Raw genomic sequence first — 22,796 nt, forward strand, 5'->3', positions numbered from 1 at the left:
GACGGTCATGACGATACATCATGCCGCATTGGCGCGAATGTTACCGGCGGAAAAAAAGGAAAAGCTATTACGACAGTTGGCGCAATCAGGCGTGTCGCCCAGCCGCATTCCCATCATCAAAGCGGATCCGGCGCAGGCAATCCCGCTGTCGTTTAATCAGGAGCGGTTGTGGTTTTTGCAAAAATACGACAGTACCGCCACTAACTACAACCTTTATGTGGTGTATCGTTTGCATGGCGTGGTGGATATGCCGATGCTCACGGAGGCATTGCGCCATGTGCAAGCACGCCACGCCATCTTGCGTACCCGTATCATAGTACGTAACGATCGGCCTTGCCAGGTGATAGATGATGCGTCTTCGTTAGTTCTCGATACGGTCACGCTGGCAGCGCAGGCCCCAACTTCAGCGCTAGATGCGGTAATTCAGCAGGTGATAAACACCCGGTTCGATCTGGCACGCGGTCCTCTGTGGGGGGTAACTCAGATTATTCAACCCGATCAAGGTTGTCATTTGGTGTTTTGCGCGCACCATATCATCATCGACGGTATCTCGTTACGGCTATTGTTCGATGAGTTACAGCAGCAGTATGCTCGATTGCATGCTGGTAATGAAACGTCGCTGCCTCCGCCGCCGCTGCAATATGCCGATTATGCCTTCTGGCAGCGCGAATGGTTCCAGGATACCTTGCTGGCGAACGAACTTGCCTACTGGCGTGCGCGTTTGCAAGACGCGCCTCTGCTGTCGACATTTCCATCGCTGCACCCGCGCCCGGCACAACCCTCTACACATGGTTCCCGGTTCAGCATCACCCTGGATGAAACATTAAGCCTCGCGTTGAAACACGTAGCCCGCACGCAGGAAACAACGCCGTTCGTGCTGATGCTGACTGCCTTCCAACTGGTGCTGATGCGTTACGCTCAGCAACAGCGATTGGTGATAGGCATGCCAGTATCGGGGCGCATTCGCCCGGAATTGCAGAGTAGCATTGGTTATTATGCCAGCACTGCGGTTATCTACACCGATTTTAATGGGGTTGAGGTAGGGCGCGAGGCGCTCCAGCGTGTGAAGGCCAGCGTGAAAGAGACGCAGGGGCGCCAGCAACTGCCGTTTGAAAACTTGGTGAATATGCTGGATCTCCCTCGCAGCCTTTCCCATTCACCGTTGTTCCAGATCCTCTATATCTACCATAACCACGTGACCCCACGCGCTTTTACCTTGGCTGGTGCGTATTGGGAGCAGGTGACGTATCACAATCAGACCGTCAAATACGACATGACAGTCGAGGTGTTCCAAAACGACGCCACGTTCGACGTCTCCTTTGAGTACGATTTGGGGTTATACGATGCTGATGTGGTGAAGCAGATTGCCGAGGCGCTGCGTCAGCACTGCTTATCGTTGACATCATCACTGGAGACCCCGATAGGGGCGATCCCTCTGCATGCACCGGAGACCGCAACGCCGCGGCGTGATCCGCTCAACGCCACTAACGTCCCGTGGCTCGGGCCGCAGGATGTGCTGCGTATCATTGAACAGCGCTGTGTGCAGCACCCAAAGCAACTGGCAATACAGCAGCATGACGGCACACTGACCTACGCTGAGCTCTGGGCGCGTGTGCAGTTCATCGCGATGCGTTTTCGAGCGCATGGCATACAACCGGGCGATCGTATTGGCGTGCTGTTGCCACGTCACAGGGATGTGATTGCAACCATGTTGGCGACGTGGTTTGTGGGGGCGTGCTACGTGCCGTTCGATATTCATCAGCCTGCCGCGCGTTTGCAACGCCTTATGCAACGCGCGCGTTTGGTCTGTCTGGTGGTCCGTCAGCCGGGAGAGTGGGGTGAAATTGTACAACTGTCGTTGCCGGAATTGATGCAGGACATGTCGAATGCGATCCGGTATTCTACACCTTGCGCGCTGTTGCCGGATATGCAGGCCTACCTGTTGTTTACCTCCGGCAGTACCGGTGAACCTAAAGGCGTGTGCGTTGTTCACCGCGGGTTGCTGAACTTGTTGTTGGATATGCAGCGTACCTTTGCGGTTGGCTCGCAAGACCGGCTGCTCTCGGTGACGACGCCAACATTTGATATCTCATTCTTGGAGTATCTGTTGCCGCTGATCTCCGGTGCGAGTCTCTATCTGACAGAGGCGGAACGCGCCGCAGACAGCTTCCGTATGATTCCGCTGATTGCCGACTATCGACCAACGCTGATGCAGGCGACGCCCTCGTTCTGGCACGGGCTGTTGATGGCGGGTTGGCGTGGCGACCCGGAACTATGTGTGCTGGCAGGCGGTGAAGCGCTGCCAACGAAAGTGGCGGAAGAACTGTTGCGCTGTTGTGGTTCATTGTGGAACCTCTACGGTCCCACCGAAACAACCATTTGGTCGCTGAAATCGCAGATAACCCAAGCGGAAAACATCACCCTCGGCGCTCCCATTGCCAATACCCGTATATACATTCTGGACAATGAGGGCCATCCAGTGCCGCAAGGCGTTGACGGCGAGCTTTACATCGCCGGGGATGGTGTGGCGCAAGGGTATGATGGGCAGCCTGAGTTGAACGCACAGTTCTTCTTGTCAGAACCAGGGGTCCCCGGTGGCAGGATGTTCCGCACTGGCGATCTGGTCAGGAGTGATGCGCAGGGGCAGTTGTTTTTTGTTGGGCGCAAAGATAGCCAGATCAAACTGCGCGGTTATCGTATTGAGTTAGGCGAAATTGAACGGACGTTGGCACGGCATCCGCATGTGGACGCCGCGGTGGTGGCCTGTATTGAAAGAGCACCGTTACACAAAGCACTGGCAGCATTCATCATCACCAGTGAGCCTCCCTCGCTATTCGAGCAACTGAAAAACGAGCTTCGGCAGCAACTGCCAGACTATATGGTGCCAACGCTGTGGCAGAGGGTGGCCGACTTCCCGAACACTGACAACGGTAAAATCGATCGTAAGCGGTTAGCGGAAAATTTCGTTGCCGATAGCTCCCTTGTGTCGCCGCAGACGCAAGCGCTGAGCGACACGGAACAGATGTTGCTGGCGCTGTGGATGCGCTATTTGCCGATAAAAAACGTCGATCCTGAGTGCGATTTCTTTCGCTTGGGGGGACATTCGCTGTTGGCGGTAACGTTGGTAGCAGAGATCAACCGCACTTTTCACTGCGCCTTGACCCTGAAGGACATTTTCCACTACTCCACACTACGGGCACTGAGTGCGCGTATTGCACAGCAATCTATCACGGACGCTGCCGCGTCTCAGGATGACTGGGTGATAGTGCACGACCCTGAGCATCGTCATCAACCGTTCCCATTGACGGATGTTCAGCGCGCCTACTGGCTTGGACGACAGACGGGTGCTACCTCGATCGCGACCCACATCTACCATGAATTTGACGTAGAACACTTTAATGTTACGCATTTTACCCATGCGGTGAATGCGCTGATCGCTCGCCATGAAATGCTACGTGCGCGGGTACTCCCCGACGGTACTCAGCAGATTCTGGCGCAAGTGCCGGCGTATCAGTTAGAGCAGCGCGATCTGAGTGCTTTGTCCCCTAACGCACGAAACGATGCCTTGATGGCGATCCGCGATCGGCTGTCGCATCATGTGCATCCCGCAGATCGTTGGCCGCTGTTTGATTTCAGTTATTCGGCTTGCACGGCGCAACATGGCCGCTTGCATTTCAGTCTCGATCTGCTGATTGCCGATGCTCTGAGTATGCGCACGCTACAGCAGGAGTTGATGATGCTGTACCGTGAGCCCCATGTGTCACTGCCGTTGCTACCGTTCTCTTTTCGTGACTACGTGCAGGCGCTGTTGGTAGAGCAGGCGAGTGAAGCCTATGCACGCGATCAGGCCTATTGGCAACGGGCGCTGCCGCAGCTGTATGGCCCACCAACGCTGCCCGTACAGGGCGATTTGGCGCAACTGTCTGCGATCAGGTTCGTACGTCGCCGTCATCGGCTGTCAGCCCACAACTGGGGAGTGCTGAGCGCGCTGGCCCAACGCACACGTATCACCAAGACGGCATTGTTGTTGACAGTCTTTAGCCAAGTGCTGGCACGTTGGAGCCTTAGCCCGACGTTTACGCTCAATCTGACGTTGTTCAACCGCCCGCAGGGTTACCCCAACGCAGAGGCAGTTATTGGTGATTTTACCGCTGTCAGCTTGCTGAATGTTTGTTACGACAGCCAGCACTCTTATGCCCACAACGCTCAGCGTATTCAGGTGCAACTGTGGGAAGATCTCGAACATCGTCGTTTCAGTGGGATCCGCGCCAGCGAGGCGCTGATCCATAGCGGTCGTTTCCATGCGCCGATGCCGGTGGTATTCACTAGTATGTTGGATATCGACGGGGAGACGACTGCGCAAGACCCTCGGGACACAACCCGTTTTACTCTGTGTCCGGACGCCAATATTACCCAAACACCGCAGGTGTGGCTCGATCACCAGGTGATCGAGTTGGCTGGGGAGTTGCATTTCAACTGGGACGCGGTCGAGCAACTGTTTGATACCACGCTGCTGGATCAGATGTTTGGTGCTTATTGTCATGCGCTGCAGGCGCTGGTTGCCATGCCGCAAAGTTGGTGGGGGGTAAATAGTTCTCTGGCGCTGCCCACCGTTAGTGCACCGGTCACGCAGGCCCCTGCACCTACGGCCTTGTTGCACCATGGGTTACTGCGTCAGGCAGCACTGACGCCACAGGAAACTGCGCTGATCAGTCCTATCCGTGAATTGACCTATCGCCAACTGTCGACGGCGGCGGATCATGTGGCCCGCGCCCTGTTAGCGCTGGGCGTGCAGCATGGCGACCGCGTGGCGGTGGTGATGGAAAAAGGCTGGCAGCAGATTGCCGCCGTACACGGCATTTTACGACTGGGTGCGGTCTATCTGCCAGTGGATCCGGTGCTACCGCCACAGCGTCGCCAGCTTTTGCTGACGGTGGGCGAGGTGCGGGTACAAGTAACGCAGCCGGGTCTCACGCAATTGGAGCCGTCGCTGCCCGTGCTGATCATCGACGACGGAATGCTGGACACGCCTGCTGCGCCGTTGCCTGAAGTGGCTGGGGATGTCACGGATCTGGCCTATATCATTTTCACTTCCGGCTCCACCGGTACCCCGAAAGGAGTGATGATCGACCACCGTGCGGCCATGAACACGCTGGAAGACATCAACGAACGCTTTGGCCTCAATGCGCAGGATAGGGTGTTCGGGCTGTCATCATTGAGCTTTGACCTGTCGGTTTACGATGCCTTTGCGCCTTTTATGGTGGGTGCAGCGCTGGTACTGCCGGAAGCAGGACGGGAAAAAGATCCGCGTCATTGGCAGACAGTTATGGTACACGGTCATGTAAGCGTCTGGAATGCAGTGCCCGCACTGATGCAGATGCTGTGCGAATACCACAGCGGCGATCGGATGAGTTATCCGACGTTGCGTCTGGCACTGTTGAGCGGCGACTGGATCCCGCTAACGTTACCGGAGCAGATGCGCGAGCGGCTCAATGAAACGATGGACATCATCAGTCTGGGTGGAGCGACCGAGTGCGCCATCTGGTCGGTCTACTACCCGATAGGTGAGGTGGAATCGACGTGGACCAGTATTCCCTACGGTCGGGGTCTGCGCAACCAGCCAGTATACGTGCTAAATGCGCAACTGGAGGAATGTCCGGTCGGGGTGGAAGGAGAGATTTGCATTGGCGGGATGGGGCTGGCACAAGGCTACCTGAACGATGCAGAGAAAACGGCGGCGAGCTTTGTCTGGCGCGAAGCGAGTGGTGAGCGAATTTACCGCACTGGGGATCGCGGGCGCTACTTTGCTGACGGGCAAGTCGCCTTTTTGGGGCGCAACGATACCCAAGTGAAGGTGAATGGTTACCGTATCGAACTGGGGGAAGTCAAAAGCCACCTTGAACAGCTCGACAGCGTAGGGAGTGCCGCCGTGGTGTGCCACCAGGGACAGCTGTATGCCTTTATCACTGCCGCAGAAAACCTGCATCCTGACGATACTGACGCCCTGTTAGCGCGTGTTCGTGCTCAGTTAGCCGTGCAGTTGCCGTATTACCTGCTGCCCCAACATTTCTTTCTTCTCAAGGTGCTGCCGATGACAGGCAACGGCAAAATTGATCAGGCGGCAATGGTTCAAGAGGTTATCCAACGTATGTCGCAATCTACATCACAGAAGTCGAGGGCCCTCGCGCACGCCTCGCCCTATGAACAGCAGGTGGCCGCTCTCTGGTGCGAGGTACTACAACGAGAACAGATCGGACTGAATGACAACTTTTTTGAAGCGGGGGGCGGCTCAATCCAGATCGTGCTGTTGCATCGCCGTATTGAGGAGATTTTTAAGGTTACGGTACCTATTGCTGAGCTATTTCGCTTAACCACCGTGAAAAGAATTGCCGGTTATTTGCAGGCTATGCAGGACAATGCACGGGCGGTGAATCAAACACAGCAGCGTGATGCTTCCCGATCCCGCGCCCAGCAACGACTTGTACGTCGTCACCAGCGTCAGCGTTAAGGAAAAACTAATGACTTACAGTGAAAGCGATATTGCCATTGTTGGCATGAACTGCCGGTACCCCGGCGTGCACAGCGTTGCGGCATTCGAAACGGTGCTTCGCACCGGATGCAACATTTTGGACCCCAAAGTGACCCCGAGCAACGGCCACAATCACATTACGCTGAACAACGTCTATGAGCACATGGCGGAGTTCGATGCCAACTTTTTTGGCTACAGCCGTGCAGAAGCAGAAATCATGGATCCACAGCAGCGCGTATTTCTGACCTGTGCTTGGGAGATGTTTGAACAAAGCGGTTACAACCCGAAGCAGCACGATGCGCGCGTCGGCCTATATGCGGGCGTGAGTACCAGCTTCTATTTGCTTACTCACCTGATGAACAACCCAGACAAGCTTGCACAACTCGGTGGTCTCCAAATCATGGTCGGCAATGACAAAGATCATTTGACGTCCCAACTGGCTTACCGCCTGAATATTACCGGCCCTTGCGTGACGGTTCAGGCCAGTTGTGCCACCTCGCTGGTGGCAGTGCATCTGGCCTGCGAAGGGCTGCTGAGCGGTCAGTGCGATATGGCGCTAGCGGGTGGCGTCACGTTTCGCATGGAGGAGCAGCGCAGCTATGAATCGCACGGTGATGGGCTGCAAGCAGAGGATGGCCTGATTCATACTTTTGATGCGCAGGCGAGCGGTACGGTCTACAGCAGTGGTTTGGGCATGGTGCTGCTCAAACGGGCTACAGACGCGCAGGTGCAAGGGGATAACATCCTTGCCGTCATCAAGGGAAGCGCCATCAACAATGATGGCGGTGCGCGCAGTGGTTATACCGTGCCGGGTGTTGATGGTCAGGAAGCTGTGATGATTGAGGCGCATAGCTTGGCGGAGGTGACGCCGCAGCAAATTCAGTATCTAGAACTGCATGGCAGCGGCACGCCGTTGGGTGACGCTATCGAATTCGCGGCCATCAAACGTGTGTTTGGGACGCCAGCGCCGAATGCGACACCGTGGCGTCTGGGGGCTGTGAAACCTAACGTGGGTCACGTAGAAATGGCATCTGGCATCACCAGTCTCATAAAAACGGTGCTGAGTCTTACTAACCGGGTGTTTTACCCTACGCTGAATTTTCAACGGGCTAATCCGCAACTGGGGTTGGAGGACAGCCCGTTTGAAGTGGTGTCCCGTTTAACGCCTTGGCCGGAGGGCACCACGCCACGCACCGCTGGTGTGAGTGCGTTCGGATTGGGCGGCACCAACGCACATCTGGTGGTACAAGCGCCGTTATCGACGCCGCAGGCGAGGGCGCAGCAGATGGGGCCTTGTGTCGTTGTACTCTCGGCAAAAAACCACAATGCCCTGGAACAGATGCAAAACGCCCTGCTGGCGAAACTGGCCGCACATCCAGAGATACGCTTACAGGACGTGGCTTACACCCTGCGTCACGGGCGTTTCTCCGCCCCGGTACGTAAGTGTGTCATCGCAGAGAATTGCACCCAGCTAGCCCGACAACTCCGCGACGCACCGATGGTGGAGGCAACCACGGGTTGCACGATCTACTGGAGATTGGGGCACCGTTTCGTTGTTGCACTCGAGACGCTTAGTGACTGGCTGGCGTGCTCTGAGGTGTTGTCACAGGCGGTGGGACAACTGCTCGAGCATTTTCCGCTCGAACCAGCCTGTCTGCAAGATCTCTCCCCTGCGCAACGGACGTTTATCAGCCAGTATGCGCTGATCGCGTTGATTGACGAACGGGAAACGTTGAATGTGGTGCTATGCGGCGACGGTGATGGTGGCTATGCTGCCGCCGTACTACGAGGAGACTGCACACTAGAGCAAGCATGGCACAGGTTGAATGCGGGCCAACCGTTTGATGATGTGCCGACGAATCCCCTCTTGCAGCCCGATGTCTGCTCTTTGATGCTGGACGACGCGGCGAGTGATGCCAATCGCACCGCGCTAGAGGCGTTAGGGCAGTTATGGTTGGCTGGCGTCAGCCTAGATTGGCGCTGGGTGGATGCGGCGGAGCGTATGTTGGGCAGTCAACGCATCGCCCTGCCGGGGACCGTTTTTACACCGCAGCGCTATTGGGTCGAGGCCGTACGGCCTGCCACGTTCTCCCACGAATCGTCGAATAATCTCTTATCCCGCGCAACAAAATCCGATATTATTGCAGTGGTGACGGAGATATGGGAACGCACGCTTGGTGTCAGCATTGATGATCACCACGCCAGCTTCTTCGAACTGGGTGGGCATTCGCTGTTAGCGTCAACCATTTTATATGATATTCAGCAACGTTACGGCATCACCTGTACGCTAAGCGCATTCTTTGCCGATCCCACCATCGAGGGATTAAGTTGCTATCTGCTCGAACAAGGCGGCAGTGAGACAGCGGTTTCAGCATTGCCTGATACGGTCTTTGCCCCTGACCAGCAGCACCTACCTTTTCCGCTGACTGACGTGCAACAGGCCTATTGGGTTGGGCGGCGAAAATCCTTGGGATTGGGCAATATTTCCACCCATATCTATGTGGAATATGAACTACAGGGGCTAGATGAAACAGCGTTCAACCGCGCGCTCAATGCGGTGATTGCGCGGCACAGCATGTTGCGTGCAATTGTCAACGATGACGGTATGCAGCAGATATTGCCAAACGTGCCGGAATACCACGTTGCCTTCTATACCACCCAGTGCGAGGATGCGTTTCAACAGCGTTGCCGTGAGCTGCGTGACACCCTCTCACATCAGATGATTGATTGTAGTCGCTGGCCTCTGTTTCAGATGGAGGTCGTGGTTGATCCGCAGCAAAAAGCCCGGCTACATGTATCTATCGACCTGCTGATAGCCGATGCATGGAGTCTGGAGTTGTTCATTCGGGAACTAGCTTATCACTACCGCCATCCGCAGGCGGCATTGCCTACATTGACGTACAGTTTCCGCGACTATGTGCTGACCTTAAAATCCTACGAGAAAACGCCGCAGTTTGAACGGGCACGTGACTACTGGCGCGCCCGCATCGAAACTCTGCCGCCGGGGCCACGATTGCCGCTGCGTACCGACCCCACGAAGCTGGAAAACCCCACATTCGTGCGCCGTAGCTATTGTCTATCTCGTGCTATCTGGCAGCGCTTGAAAACGCAGGCGGGTCAGATGAGTATCACGCCTACTACACTGCTGCTCACGGGGTTTGCTCAGGTGTTGGCGCGCTTTAGTTCCTCGCCGCACTTTAGCCTTAACCTGACGCTGTTTAATCGTCTGCCGTTGCACGCAGATATCAATCACTTAATTGGCGATTTTACTGCACTGACGTTGCTGGAGATTGATATGTCGCAGGGAGAAACCTTGCAGGCGCGGGCAAACGTGATCCACTCTCAACTGTGGCGCGATTTGGATAACCGCTTGTTTGGCGGTATCCAGGTCTCTCGACTGCTGGTACAAACTCACCGCGATCCGGCGAAATCGGTGATTCCTATCGTGTTCACCAGCTTGCTCAATCAATATGAGGCGAGCTGGGAAACGGATGATACGCTGTTCAACCAACCGCAGGATGATCTGTACAGTATTTCACAGACACCGCAGGTGTGGCTCGATCATCAGGTAATGGAGCGTAACGGGGAATTGCACTTTAATTGGGACGTGGTGGAACAATTGTTTGAACCGGCGCTAATGGATCAGATGTTCCAGTGTTATTGCCAACTCCTGCACGCCCTAGCCCAGCGACCACAGCTCTGGCATGAGACTCAAGATGTGCTGGCGCTGCCCACCGTTAGTGCACCGGTCACGCAGGCTCCTGCACCTACGGCCTTGTTGCACCATGGGTTACTGCGTCAGGCAGCACTGACGCCACAGGAAACTGCGCTGATCAGTCCTATCCGTGAATTGACCTATCGCCAACTGTCGACGGCGGCGGATCATGTGGCCCGCGCCCTGTTAGCGCTGGGCGTGCAGCATGGCGACCGCGTGGCGGTGGTGATGGAAAAAGGCTGGCAGCAGATTGCCGCCGTACACGGCATTTTACGACTGGGTGCGGTCTATCTGCCAGTGGATCCGGTGCTACCGCCACAGCGTCGCCAGCTTTTGCTGACGGTGGGCGAGGTGCGGGTACAAGTAACGCAGCCGGGTCTCACGCAATTGGAGCCGTCGCTGCCCGTGCTGATCATCGACGACGGAATGCTGGACACGCCTGCTGCGCCGTTGCCTGAAGTGGCTGGGGATGTCACGGATCTGGCCTATATCATTTTCACTTCCGGCTCCACCGGTACCCCGAAAGGAGTGATGATCGACCACCGTGCGGCCATGAACACGCTGGAAGACATCAACGAACGCTTTGGCCTCAATGCGCAGGATAGGGTGTTCGGGCTGTCATCATTGAGCTTTGACCTGTCGGTTTACGATGCCTTTGCGCCTTTTATGGTGGGTGCAGCGCTGGTACTGCCGGAAGCAGGACGGGAAAAAGATCCGCGTCATTGGCAGACAGTTATGGTACACGGTCATGTAAGCGTCTGGAATGCAGTGCCCGCACTGATGCAGATGCTGTGCGAATACCACAGCGGCGATCGGATGAGTTATCCGACGTTGCGTCTGGCACTGTTGAGCGGCGACTGGATCCCGCTAACGTTACCGGAGCAGATGCGCGAGCGGCTCAATGAAACGATGGACATCATCAGTCTGGGTGGAGCGACCGAGTGCGCCATCTGGTCGGTCTACTACCCGATAGGTGAGGTGGAATCGACGTGGACCAGTATTCCCTACGGTCGGGGTCTGCGCAACCAGCCAGTATACGTGCTAAATGCGCAACTGGAGGAATGTCCGGTCGGGGTGGAAGGAGAGATTTGCATTGGCGGGATGGGGCTGGCACAAGGCTACCTGAACGACGCAGAGAAAACGGCGGCGAGCTTTGTCTGGCGCGAAGCGAGTGGTGAGCGAATTTACCGCACTGGGGATCGCGGGCGCTACTTTGCTGACGGGCAAGTCGCCTTTTTGGGGCGCAACGATACCCAAGTGAAGGTGAATGGTTACCGTATCGAACTGGGGGAAATCGAGCGCTGCATTGCGCGACATCCCGATGTGGAGCAGTCAGTGGTGGTGGCAGTGGGTAATTCTCAACATCGTCGGCTGGTCGCTTTTGCCAAACTGCACGATCGCCACCAGGCGCAGGCATTGCAAGCTAAGGAAGCGGAGGCGGCGGCACTGGCGCAGGGTATTATTGTGAATCCGGCACAGCGTCTAGCGTTCAAACTCAAGGAGCCACATATTCGCGCGCTGGATGGTCTGGGCATTGCACTGACGGCACCGGCGGATAGCACACGTTACATCAAACGCCGCAGCTATCGTCATTTCAGCGCGCAAAAAACCACGCTGGCACAGTTGGGGCAATTGCTGTCGGGCTTGGGGCAGATGCGTCTACCCGGTCTACCTTTTGCCAAGTATGCCTATGCGTCCGCCGGGGGGCTATACCCGGTGCAAACCTACGTGTACCTGCATCCAGACAAGATCGAAGAGGGAGTATCCGGTATTTACTACTTCGACCCGCGACAGAGCTGTCTTATGCCGGTAGCACCAGAAGTCGAGCTGAACAGTGGTTTTCATGCCGGACCTAATCAGTCTATTGCCGATCGGGCGGCATTCACGCTGTTTATGGTGGCTGATATGGCGGTGATCTCGCCATTCTATGGGCAAGAGGCAGCTTGGCACTTCTCGGTGATGGAAGCAGGTACTCTCTGCCATTTACTGGAAGAAGATGCGCCGCGCTACGGATTGGGGCTGTGCCAACTTGGGATGGCAGACTTTTCCGCTGTGGCATCGCATTTTCAATTGTCGCCACATCATCGCTATGTCCATTGCACCGTGGGGGGCGTGATAGGGCAAGAGGCGGCAAGTGCTGCAGCATTGCTGCGCGATTTCTCCACCTATGAGAAACCGAAGGAAACCGCTGCGCCGCTGGACATGCAGAGCTACAAAGATGCCATGCTGCGCGGCCTGCGTCAGCAACTGCCTGACTATATGGTGCCGAGTGATCTGATGTTAGCGACCGATTTTCCGTTAACCGCTAACGGCAAGCTAGATCGGCAAAAATTACAGCTGCAGGGCGAACAAATTGCCCACCAGCGTGACGGCGTGGGTCCAATCCAGGTGGACAGTGCGTTACAACAGCGGCTGGTGGCGCTCTGGCAGGAGGTACTCGGCGTGAGCCACGTGTCGGCCGAAGACGATTTCTTCTCGCTGGGGGGCAGTTCTATAGAATTGGTGCGTATTCAGCAGGCACTTGAGGCGATTATCGGGCAGGAGATTCCCATTGTCGATCTGTTCCGTCTGCCAACCATCGCGGATGTGGCGCGTTACCTTGATGAGCAACTGCACAATCTACCCGCCGCCCACGATATCGTATTAGCGCAGGCTGAGGTTTCGCAGGTCAGCGCTGCGCGCGAGAATCTGGCGTTGCGGCGTAAACGTGCCCAACAGGGAGAAAAGGGCGATGAGTGAGCAGAGCTATCGTAGCGCAGGGACACTGTTGGCACAGTTGGCGTCCGGAGAAACCACCTCAGTGGCGTTGGTGAATCACTATTTTTCACGTATGGCGCAGTTTAACAAGCCGTTGAATGCGGTGGTGCAGCAGCACTATGCGTTGGCGTTGGAGGCCGCCGCGCGCGCCGATCGTGAGCGACTGGAGGGGCGCGCAAGGGGCGTGTTGCACGGATTACCTTGTACTGTTAAGGAGTCGTTTGACGTGCAAGGGTGGTTAACCACGTCCGGTGCCCATTATCTGAAAGATAACCGGGCGACGCAGGATGCTCCTTCCATCGCACGCTTACGCGCTGCCGGGGCGATCCTGATGGGAAAAACCAATGTGCCGATGATGACTGCCGATTGGCAAACCTATAACGATCTGTATGGCACCACCCATAACCTGTGGGATAGGCAACGTTCACCCGGCGGATCGTCCGGAGGAGCGGCGGTGGCGGTGGCGGCGGATTTCACCCCCGTGGAATTTGGCAGCGATTTGTTTGGCTCACTGCGCATTCCCGCACACTACACAGGTGTCTATGCCCATCGTTGTAGCTTGGGGTTGATGTCGGTCAGAGGACATGTGCCCGGTGGTGGTCCGCAAGCGACTGATGAGCCGGATCTCTCGACGGCGGGCCCCATGGCGCGCAGCGCGGCGGATCTGCGTCTGATGATGCGCGCATTGAGCACATTCTGGGTGGAACCGCCGCGTATTCCCGATTTTAGCCGTTATCAGGCCAAAGCAAACTACCGCGTGTGCACGTGGTTTAGTGCGCCCCACCATGAGATAGATCAACAGATCGCACAGCGTTTTCAATCGTTTATCGACAAGTTACGCGCACAGCCTGGCGTGGAGGTTGATGATGCTATGCCCGCCGATATCGATCCCGACGCACTGTTTGATATAGCAGTCAAACTCAGTGGTCGGCTGGTAAGTACGGCGCTCAATGGACGCCAGCGTCTTACAGCCGGGCTGGCTGCGCTGGGCTTCAGGCTTGTGGGCAAGCTGGCGGATGTGCCTGAGGGGATAACGAGCTATTACCAGGGCATGCTGAAAGACAGTGGCGAACAGCGGAATACAGACAAACTCCGCCACGAATACAGCCGGGTGATAGAAACCCTTTTCGCGCGTTATGACGTGTTGTTGACACCTGTCAGCCCGGTGCTGGCGTTTGCGCACATGCAGCAGCCGGTGCGTAAGCGCAAGCTTATCGTCAATGGCGAACCGCAAGATTACAACGAACATTTGTTCTGGAACATGTTAGCAACGGTTTTTGGTTTGCCTGCCACCGTTTACCCATTGGCGAAAACGATGGATGAGCTTCCGTGCGGCATACAGATCATTTCCGGGCATTTTCACGATGATGTGACGATTAACTTTGCTGAGTTCTGCGAAAGCATCAGTGGCGGATTCACGGTACCGGAAGGGTACTAGAGGCGGATATCGGTGACAGCGCCAATAAAGGTGCGGCGCATTTAATGAATAAGGAGCAGGTATGACGGTGAATAAGCTTGAGCCAGACAACGGCACGCCGAACGATGAGCTGTTCACGGTGGCGGGTATGTTTGACGGCTCGCTGTATAAATTACTCCTGCGCATGGCGTTGCCGATGTTTGTCGGTATGTTAACGCAGGTGACCTATGCCATCGCCGATATTTTTTGGCTGAGCCACATTGATGTCACCAACAGCGGCATCATTGCCGGTGTGGGGCTGGTTTTCCCCGTTGGAATGGGGTTATTTGCCATCGCCAACGGCATTCAAATCGGTATGGGATCTTTGCTGTCCCGCGCCATCGGCATGCAGCGGTTGGATCGTGCACAGCGGATTTTGTCGGTCGGTATCATCATCGCGCTATTCTTTGCGATCGTGATCACCGTACTTGGCTATGTTTATGCCCAGCCGCTATTGCGCTCACTGGGGGCCACGAAGAGCATCATCGGCTACGCAACGGAGTTCTATTATTATTCGCTGCTGACCGTGTTCAGCATCATGTTGATTGGCGTCATGATGGGGCTGTTTCAAGGCGCGGGTAAGATCATGGTCATCATGAAGGCCTCATTGTTGGGGGCGTTGGTAAATATTATGCTCGATCCAATCATGATCTTTGTATTCGATTTTGGTGTGAAAGGGGTGGCATTGGCGTCGTTTCTGGCGCAACTGAGTATGGTCGCCTATTTCATCTACACATTGATGGGATTACATATCGGGTTGAGTATACGCATCGCGTTACGCCCATTCTCCTGGAAAATCTACCGAGAGTTTCTCTCCGTCGGCATGGCGCAGATGCTGATGCAACTGATCATTGCGGTCGGCATAGTGATTTATAATTTTTTTATCGTCAGGCTGGACGTAAACGCGATGGCAGCGTTTACGCTCACTGGTCGCATCGACTATTTCATCATCACGCCGATGCTGGCTATCGCGACCGCGTTGCTGACTGTGGTGGGGCAAAACTGGGGACACGGAAATGTCACCCGCACGCTGAATGCCTATTGGGCCGCCGTCGCGCTGGCCTTCTCTATTGTGCTGGTGTTAGCCGTTATGCATATTGTACTGGCACCCTGGATGTATCCCCTGTTTACTCGTGTTGTTGCCGTGAGTGACTATGCGGTACTGCAAACCCGTATCATGGCACTGGCACTACCCTTTGTCGCTATCAGCCTGTTAGCAAGTGAATATTATCAGGCCATTGGTAAGCCTTGGTATTCGGTGTTGTTGACGCTGATGCGTCACGTGTTTATATCTGTCCCTGTCGTATACCTGCTGGCGATTGTGTTAGAGATGCGTATTACCGGCGTCTATTTTGGGGCGATGAGCGGCACTTTTGTGGCTGCGTTGTTGGCGTGGCGTCTGCTGCGTCTTTCACCTCGTCTGCTGCGATGGAATCAGGAGGCGGTGCGCTCCCAACACTTGGATATGGAGGTGGCACCATGATGTCGGGCAATCCGTTGTCGTGGCCACAGGAACAGTGCCACATCATTGATCAACTGTATCCTTACAGTGCCGTAAACATCATTGGTGGTGTGGTCACCATTGAGGGAATTGTCGATCTGCCCCGACTACACGCGGCCATCCAGTCCGCCATTCGGCAATTTGATGCGTTGCGTATGTGGTTTGTGATGGGAGAGGAGAGTGAAGTGGTCAGCCAAGTGCAGCCTTATCACTGGCGCGATATCCGCCATTTGACTTTTTCCCCAGATTATGACAAGGAGAACCTACGCCCAGCGGCGATCGAAACATTTGTTGATGAGTGGTTCCGGCAGCCCTTTACCCTGCTGGCGCACGATTTGTTCGAGTTTGTCACCTTTACGTGCGGTGAACAATACAGCGGTTATTTATTTAAAGCCCATCACGGCATTGCTGATGGTTGGTCAATGGCGTTGTTGTCAAACCATGTCAAGCGAGCATACGAACAGCAGGACGTACCAGATGATGCGTCACCAGCCTATAGCGCATTTCTGGCGCAGCAGCAATCTTATCAGGCGTCAACGCGCTTTGCCGTTGATCGTGGCTGGTGGCGTGACTATATCGACGAATACCGCGACTGCTTTCCAGACAGTTCCCCCATCGTTACTACTGAGGGCATCAGTTGTTCCACTTGGCTTGAGCCAGCCATGATTAACCGTCTCTACAGGTTGTGTAATCGTTATGGCTGTACGCTTAATACGCTGTTTATTGCACTCTTCGCTCTCTATCGCGCCAGAGTATGGGGGGAGGAAAAAGGCGTAATAGGCGTGCCGTTAGCCAATCGGCATACTCGCGAGGCGCGGCGTTGCTTTGGCATGTTTACTAATCAATTGCCGCTGGCCTATCGACTGGTGCGCACGGAACGATTCTGTGAACGGGTGGCCTTTTTCCAGCGCGAACTGAAACGCGGTTTTAAACACAGCAAATATCCCATTACCTTATTCAACCAGGATTTGGCGGAACAGGGGGGAGGGAAGTTGCGGGCGTTCGATTATTGCGTTAATTATTATAACTTTACCTATGAACGCCACATTGCAGGTGCCGCGCAACGCGTGGAGAGTTACTACAGCGGCGAGCAGTCCTATAAGCTACAGATTGTTTTGCAAACTGTTAATAATCATAAAGAAAGCCTTAGGTTGAGTCTGGAGGCGCTGCGTAGCGCTTTCACTCCGCACCAACTGACAGCGATGAAAAATGGGCTGTTGGATTTAGTCACTGCATTGGATCGGCAACCTGACGCTCGTCTAGGCGATCTCGAAGTCTATCCTGCGCCGCACGTCGCATTGGCATGTGGCTCACTCAAACCCTCATTTACTTCCCGATTTGCAGCGCAAGTTGTGGAGCATGGTGATCGCACAGCACTAATTGATAATGAACAGTCTTTGACTTATCGGCAGTTGGATGACGCTGTTGAGCGGGTTGCGCGTTATCTGCGCCAACAGGGGATCGGACGCGGTCAAGTGGTTGGGATTATCGCTGAGCATAGCGCTCAAACGGTGATGGTTATTTATGGTATTTTGCGCTGCGGCGCGGCATTTCTGCCGCTAAATCCCGCGTTGCCAACGACCCGCCTTTACGCCATGTGTCGTAAAGCGCAGGTAGCGCATATCCTTTACGATCCGGCGATGCATGAATTGACGCAGGCGCTGGCGTTTCCCGCGTCCAGCTTGCTCCAGGCCTTAGCCACTTCGGCGCTTGCTAGAGAACCTTGGCCAGCTATTGAACCGCAGGATCTGGCATATGTGCTGTTTACCTCCGGATCGACCGGCGAGCCTAAGGGCGTGCAAGTCTCTCATGGCAATCTGGCTAACTATCTCCATTTCGCCGCCGAACGTTACTTTACAGCGCAGGACCGGGCTGCGCTCTACTCTTCGCTGTCCTTCGATTTGACCATCACTACGCTGTTCGCCCCCTTATGTGTGGGCGCTAGCATCAGCGTTTGTCGGCACGCCGAGAGCGAAACATTGCTGCGCATGGCCGTGGTTGATCAGCCCAACACAGTGATCAAACTGACGCCTGCACACCTGCGGTTGTTGTGTGCGGCTGGCATAAGCAGTGAGCAGATTCGTACCTTGGTGGTTGGCGGGGAGGATTTCAAGCGGGATCTGGCGCGTAAGGCGGCTGCTCTCTTTCCTCAGGCCGTGATCTATAACGAATATGGGCCGACAGAGGCCACCGTTGGTTGCATGATCTATCGCTACACCGGGCAAGAAACGCTGCCTTCATTGCCCATCGGTATGGCGATCGACGGTTGCCAGGTAGCAATTTGCTCCCCTTGGGGCTGTCCGGTACCGGAAGGCGAAACTGGTGAATTGGTGATTTATGGCGCGTCAGTGACGCAGGGCTATATCGATGCGCCGCAACAAACGGCCGCCGCCTACCTTAAAGATACCAATGGGGTGATGATTGGCTATCGCAGCGGTGATATTGGCTACGCCATCGCTCCTAATACGCTGGTTTATCAGGGACGTAAAGACGATCAGGTCAAAATTAATGGCTATCGTATTGAGCTGTGCGAAATCGAACAAGCGTTGTTGAGCGCACCTCAGGTAGAAAGTGCGGCGGTGGCGGTGATTGATGATGTGCAGGGGCAGCACAGCGGGTTGCTAGCCTGCGTGACACCGTCATCTGTTGATGTAGCTACCGTAATGCAACATCTGCGTCAGCAATTACCCACCTACATGCAACCCAAGCAGTGCTGTGCTATCGCCCAACTGCCGCTGTCGCACAATGGCAAGGTGGACGTGCGTCAGATGGTCGCAACGGTCCGAAACACCGCGCCTGCATCGGGTAGCGAGCGGCTGGGAGATGCGGCGATAAGGCATTCAGTTCGGGTATGTGTGGAAGGGGCGCTGGAGCAAACTGAGTTTGATGATAACGAAAATCTTTATGTCTTGGGGTTGGACTCCATCAAGAGTATCCAGATTGCAGCGCAGCTCAGGCACCACGGCTGGACGATGTCAGCGGTGCAGGTGATGGAGTGTGGAACAGTGAACGCCATCTGTGAGTTTCTCGCTAGTCATACAACGGTGTCACAGCTCGCGCAGTATGCTCATAACACCCGTATCGATCTACCCGCATTGCGTTGGTTTACGCAGTTGGCGTTGCCAGTGCCCAATGTTTATAACCATGTCATTGTGCTGAAAGTGTTGCCGGGCTGCCCGCTCGAGCAGTTACACAACAGGCTGCATACATTAATCCAGCAGCAGCCAGCTTTGCACAGTGCGCTGGACGCTGAGGGGCGGTTGCTAGTATGCGACCCTAATGTGTGTTATCCCAACGAGGTGCTCACGGAATATTCGACGGCGCAGTGGACGTTGGCAGAGGTGATCGCTCAGTGCAATAGCATGCTTGACGTGACAAATGGTCGAGTCTTTACGGCAGCTCTGTTACACGCCCCGCAGCCTGCGTCTAGCACGCTGGTACTCTGTGCCCATCACTTGTGCGTCGATATGCACTCTTGGTATTTAATCCTCAGCACGCTGGACGCCGTCAGCACTGTCAATGGCACCAGCAACAGCGGACTGCATCGCTGGAATGACTATCTGGCGAGCAAAACGGTAGATTCCGCCACACACGAAAGCTGGCGCACAGTATGTCAAACGCTACCGCTGCATTTCCCACCCGTGTCATTGCCAGATGACTCATTACCTCGTACGCGCGCTTGGCGTGAAGACTTTCGCCATCCTTGCGTCAGGAGGTTGTTTGAATCCAGTGGTAATACCGCGTACAGCGCCGAAACCTATGTGCTAACGGCATTGGCGCTGGTGCTGCGTTACTACAGCGAAGAGCCTTGGTGTCGCATCGAGATGGAAGGCATGGGACGCGGCTGCTGGCCCGATGAGCCTGACGTTGCGGATACGGTCGGGTGGTTTACTCTATTTTATCCTTGGGCGATCCCTCTGCATGGCGATATGGCGACACTGTTATCTGCGATCGCTTCCGATTTGGCAAAACGCACGCATGGTGGGGGAGATTACGGTCTGCTGCAAATGCGGCATGCACCGGAAGACTCTCTTGCGCAAGGGATCCGAATGAATTACATCGGTGTGCAGGCGCAACCTTCACTCCGCTATTTTCATATTGATCACTTTAATAGTGATATCTATACCGCGCCTGAAAACGCGCTCGGCTGCGTGCTGGAGTTTAATATTGCGCGCTCGGCAGCTGATGGTCTCTCCTTCCACTGCCGTTTCGATCCCACGCGCATTGCGCTGAATGATGTGCAACTCCTGCTGGCGCGCTACAAGAACAGCCTCACTGATCTGGATGCCTGGCTGTGCCAACACAGCGCCACGCTGACGGGCGCGCCGACTTTGTGGACACTATAAACACGATGCCAACCCTTAAGGAATACAACAATGGCAAAGGATGATTTTACCTGTGGCTCACTGGATATTGCCATTATTGGCATGAGCGGGCGTTTTTCCGGTGCGGAATCGGTGCCCGAGTGGTGGGATAAGTTGCTGGCGGGTGAGGAGTTCACTCAACCGACATGCACAGAAGACGATAATGGGAACCCTTGGATTAGGCTGCGCAATATAATCACCGCTCCCTATGACTTCGATGCTGCATTTTTCAATATTCCGCCTGGCGAAGCCCTGTTGATGGATCCGCAACAACGAATATTTCTTGAATGCTGCTACAACGCTCTTGAGCATGCGGGCTATATTCCCACGCAACTTAAGCGAGTCGGCGTCTATGGGGCGACCTACGCCAATAACTATTTTATCGATCGCGTCTATCCATACCTGAAGATGAGCGGCGATCACCATTATCTTCAGGCGCAGATTGGTAACGAAAAGGATTACTTGTGTGCTCAGGTTGCCTACAAGTTGGGGTTTACCGGACCCGCTGTGAGTGTACAGACCGCCTGTTCCAGTTCGTTGGTGGCAGCATATTTAGCATGCGAGGGGTTATTGACTTTTCAAGCCGATGTTGCGTTGGCAGGTGGGGTCACCTTGGGTTTTTTACAGGCGCACGGCTACAGTCCGCAAGGTGATAAGCTGGTATCGCAAGACGGACACTGCGCCCCGTTTAGCGCTGAGGCGACCGGCACGGTATACAGCAGCGGTGCGGGAGTTGTGGTGCTAAAACGTCTTGAGGATGCACTACGCGACCAAGACAGAGTGTATGCGGTGATTAAAGGAGGTGCGGTAAATAACGACGGCGGGCGTCGGCTGGGGTTTGTCGCCCCCAGCGTAGAAGGACAGGTAGAAGCGATCAATACGGCGCTTGCCGCCGCAGAAGTCGTACCGACTGATATCGCACTGATCGAAACGCACGGTACCGGTACCCCGTTGGGTGATGAGATTGAGCTTGAAGCTCTGCACCGGGTTTTCGCACCGGCATGTGCGCCGCACAGCATTCAATTGGGTGCGGTAAAAGCCAACTTGGGTCACCTGGGAGTCGCTTCCGGTATCGTCAGCTTAATGAAAACCGCACTGACGCTATATACTGGTTTAGTTCCCCCGCAGATCAACCTAGTAAATAAACATAAAAAACTGTTGCAGCCAGCCTCGCCATTTTATCTCAGTGATGTAGTGACTTCTGTCCCACAAACGAAAAGGATCCATGCCACCGTTAGTTCGTTTGGGCTGGGAGGGACCAATGCTCATTTGGTTCTGCAAAACTGGTGCGAGACGCCTGCGCAAGCGGTGCAAGAAAATGAGCGCCGCCTGTTTTTCTTCAGCGCCAAAACGCCATTAGCCCTTAGACAACAGTTGGATGCTCATTATCACGCTCTGGCGACCTATGCGGAAGCAGATAAAGATCGTATCGCCTATACTCTCGCGCAACGCCGGGCACATTTCCCGTATCGCTGTGCGCTGGCGGCAGACAGTGTGGTAGCGTTGCGTGCAAGTTTGGCGAAACTGCGGGATGCTGACATGTCTTTTACCCCTATCAATATGGAAACTACCTTGGTGTTCCTATATCCGGACCGGGACGATAAGCTGGAGAGTGCCCTGACGCATTTGCTGGCTTGTCAACCTAACTTGCGCCAGCGGCACCAGCGCCTGTCTCAGGATGTTGCACAAATCTGCGAACCAGCCGATTGGACGCCAGCATTGCGTCAGTTTATCCAGCAGGTGAGTCTTAGTGAATGGCTGATCGAACAAAGTATCTCGCCTGTGCAGCACATCGGTTACCTGACGGGGGCTGCAGCAGCGCAGTATGTTGCGCGCATCATCTCACTGGAAAACGCTGTTCAGCAGGTGATTGTGGCTGAAACGACACCGGAGCAGACGCTGGCCGGCAACAGTGAACTGAGCGAAATATTGGCTAATCTGGCGGTGACGGAGGGAACGCTGATGCTGGAAATCGGTCGCGCGGGGACGTTTTCCATATTGTATCACCAGCATGCGCAGTGGGTTGGGCAAACAGTATTTTCCCCCATGCTGAATACGGATACGCCTGAGGACATCCTGCCGCTGTTGGGCACTCTTTGGCAACGAGGAGTGACTATTTGTTTACCGGAAATGCCAGCCGTGCAGACTATAGGCTTACCCGGTTATTCGTTTGATCGCGTCCGGTATGAAATTCAGTCCAGTGATGCGAGAGAGAACGCTATGTTACCAGTGAGTTATTTGTCGGTCAGCGACTTTGTGGAGAAAACCTGGCGTTCATTGTTATGCATCGATCATTATGACGAACACGCGGTTATTTTCGAATACGGAGCGACCTCGATGCACGTTATCTCTTTCGTCGACAGCTGTAACCACATTTATAAAATCGGACTGACTGCCGCCGATATTTATGCCAGACCCGCTATCCGTGAGCACAGTGAATTTATCTCCGAATGTGTTGATGGTATTTTATGAGG

The 22,796-nt window shown here is 55.0% G+C and carries 6 protein-coding genes; all 6 read left to right on the top strand.

Features of this window, described 5'->3' with window-relative positions:
- The first annotated feature begins 7 nt into the window (after window positions 1-7).
- The 6 genes from clbJ (at window position 8) to clbO (ending at window position 22,794) form a co-directional block, all read left to right on the top strand.
- Window positions 8-6,508 (top strand): colibactin non-ribosomal peptide synthetase ClbJ, encoded by a 6,501-nt coding sequence (gene clbJ / locus CKO_RS03790; protein WP_012131830.1) that lies wholly within the window; start codon window positions 8-10, stop codon window positions 6,506-6,508.
- A 10-nt stretch (window positions 6,509-6,518) separates the two neighbouring features.
- On the top strand, window positions 6,519-12,983 hold the full coding sequence (gene clbK / locus CKO_RS03795; RefSeq protein ID WP_023316156.1) for a colibactin hybrid non-ribosomal peptide synthetase/type I polyketide synthase ClbK: 6,465 nt from the start codon (window positions 6,519-6,521) through the stop codon (window positions 12,981-12,983).
- Window positions 12,976-14,439, top strand: a complete 1,464-nt coding sequence (gene clbL / locus CKO_RS03800) for a colibactin biosynthesis amidase ClbL (RefSeq protein WP_001297937.1) — start codon at window positions 12,976-12,978, stop codon at window positions 14,437-14,439. Before clbK ends, clbL begins: the two co-directional genes overlap by 8 nt.
- 61 nt (window positions 14,440-14,500) lie before the next feature.
- A complete protein-coding gene (gene clbM / locus CKO_RS03805; RefSeq protein ID WP_000217768.1) occupies window positions 14,501-15,940 on the top strand; it encodes a precolibactin export MATE transporter ClbM in 1,440 nt (479 codons plus the stop codon).
- A complete protein-coding gene (clbN, locus tag CKO_RS03810) occupies window positions 15,937-20,304 on the top strand; it encodes a colibactin non-ribosomal peptide synthetase ClbN (RefSeq protein WP_001327259.1) in 4,368 nt (1,455 codons plus the stop codon). Before clbM ends, clbN begins: the two co-directional genes overlap by 4 nt.
- A 30-nt stretch (window positions 20,305-20,334) precedes the next feature.
- The gene (gene clbO / locus CKO_RS03815) at window positions 20,335-22,794 is read left to right on the top strand and encodes a colibactin polyketide synthase ClbO (RefSeq protein ID WP_001029878.1); all 2,460 of its coding nucleotides are present in this window, start codon (window positions 20,335-20,337) and stop codon (window positions 22,792-22,794) included.
- The last annotated feature ends 2 nt before the right edge of the window (window positions 22,795-22,796 follow it).

It is taken from the genome of Citrobacter koseri ATCC BAA-895, from assembly GCF_000018045.1.
In the GTDB taxonomy this organism is placed as follows: Bacteria; Pseudomonadota; Gammaproteobacteria; order Enterobacterales; family Enterobacteriaceae; genus Citrobacter_B; species Citrobacter_B koseri.

Bases quoted from the DNA above. Each gene is read 5' to 3' on its own strand.
- clbJ (WP_012131830.1), top strand. From the start codon at position 8: ATGACGATACATCATGCCGCATTGGCGCGAATGTTACCGGCGGAAAAA.
- clbK (WP_023316156.1), top strand. From the start codon at position 6,519: ATGACTTACAGTGAAAGCGATATTGCCATTGTTGGCATGAACTGCCGG.
- clbL (WP_001297937.1), top strand. From the start codon at position 12,976: ATGAGTGAGCAGAGCTATCGTAGCGCAGGGACACTGTTGGCACAGTTG.
- clbM (WP_000217768.1), top strand. From the start codon at position 14,501: ATGACGGTGAATAAGCTTGAGCCAGACAACGGCACGCCGAACGATGAG.
- clbN (WP_001327259.1), top strand. From the start codon at position 15,937: ATGATGTCGGGCAATCCGTTGTCGTGGCCACAGGAACAGTGCCACATC.
- clbO (WP_001029878.1), top strand. From the start codon at position 20,335: ATGGCAAAGGATGATTTTACCTGTGGCTCACTGGATATTGCCATTATT.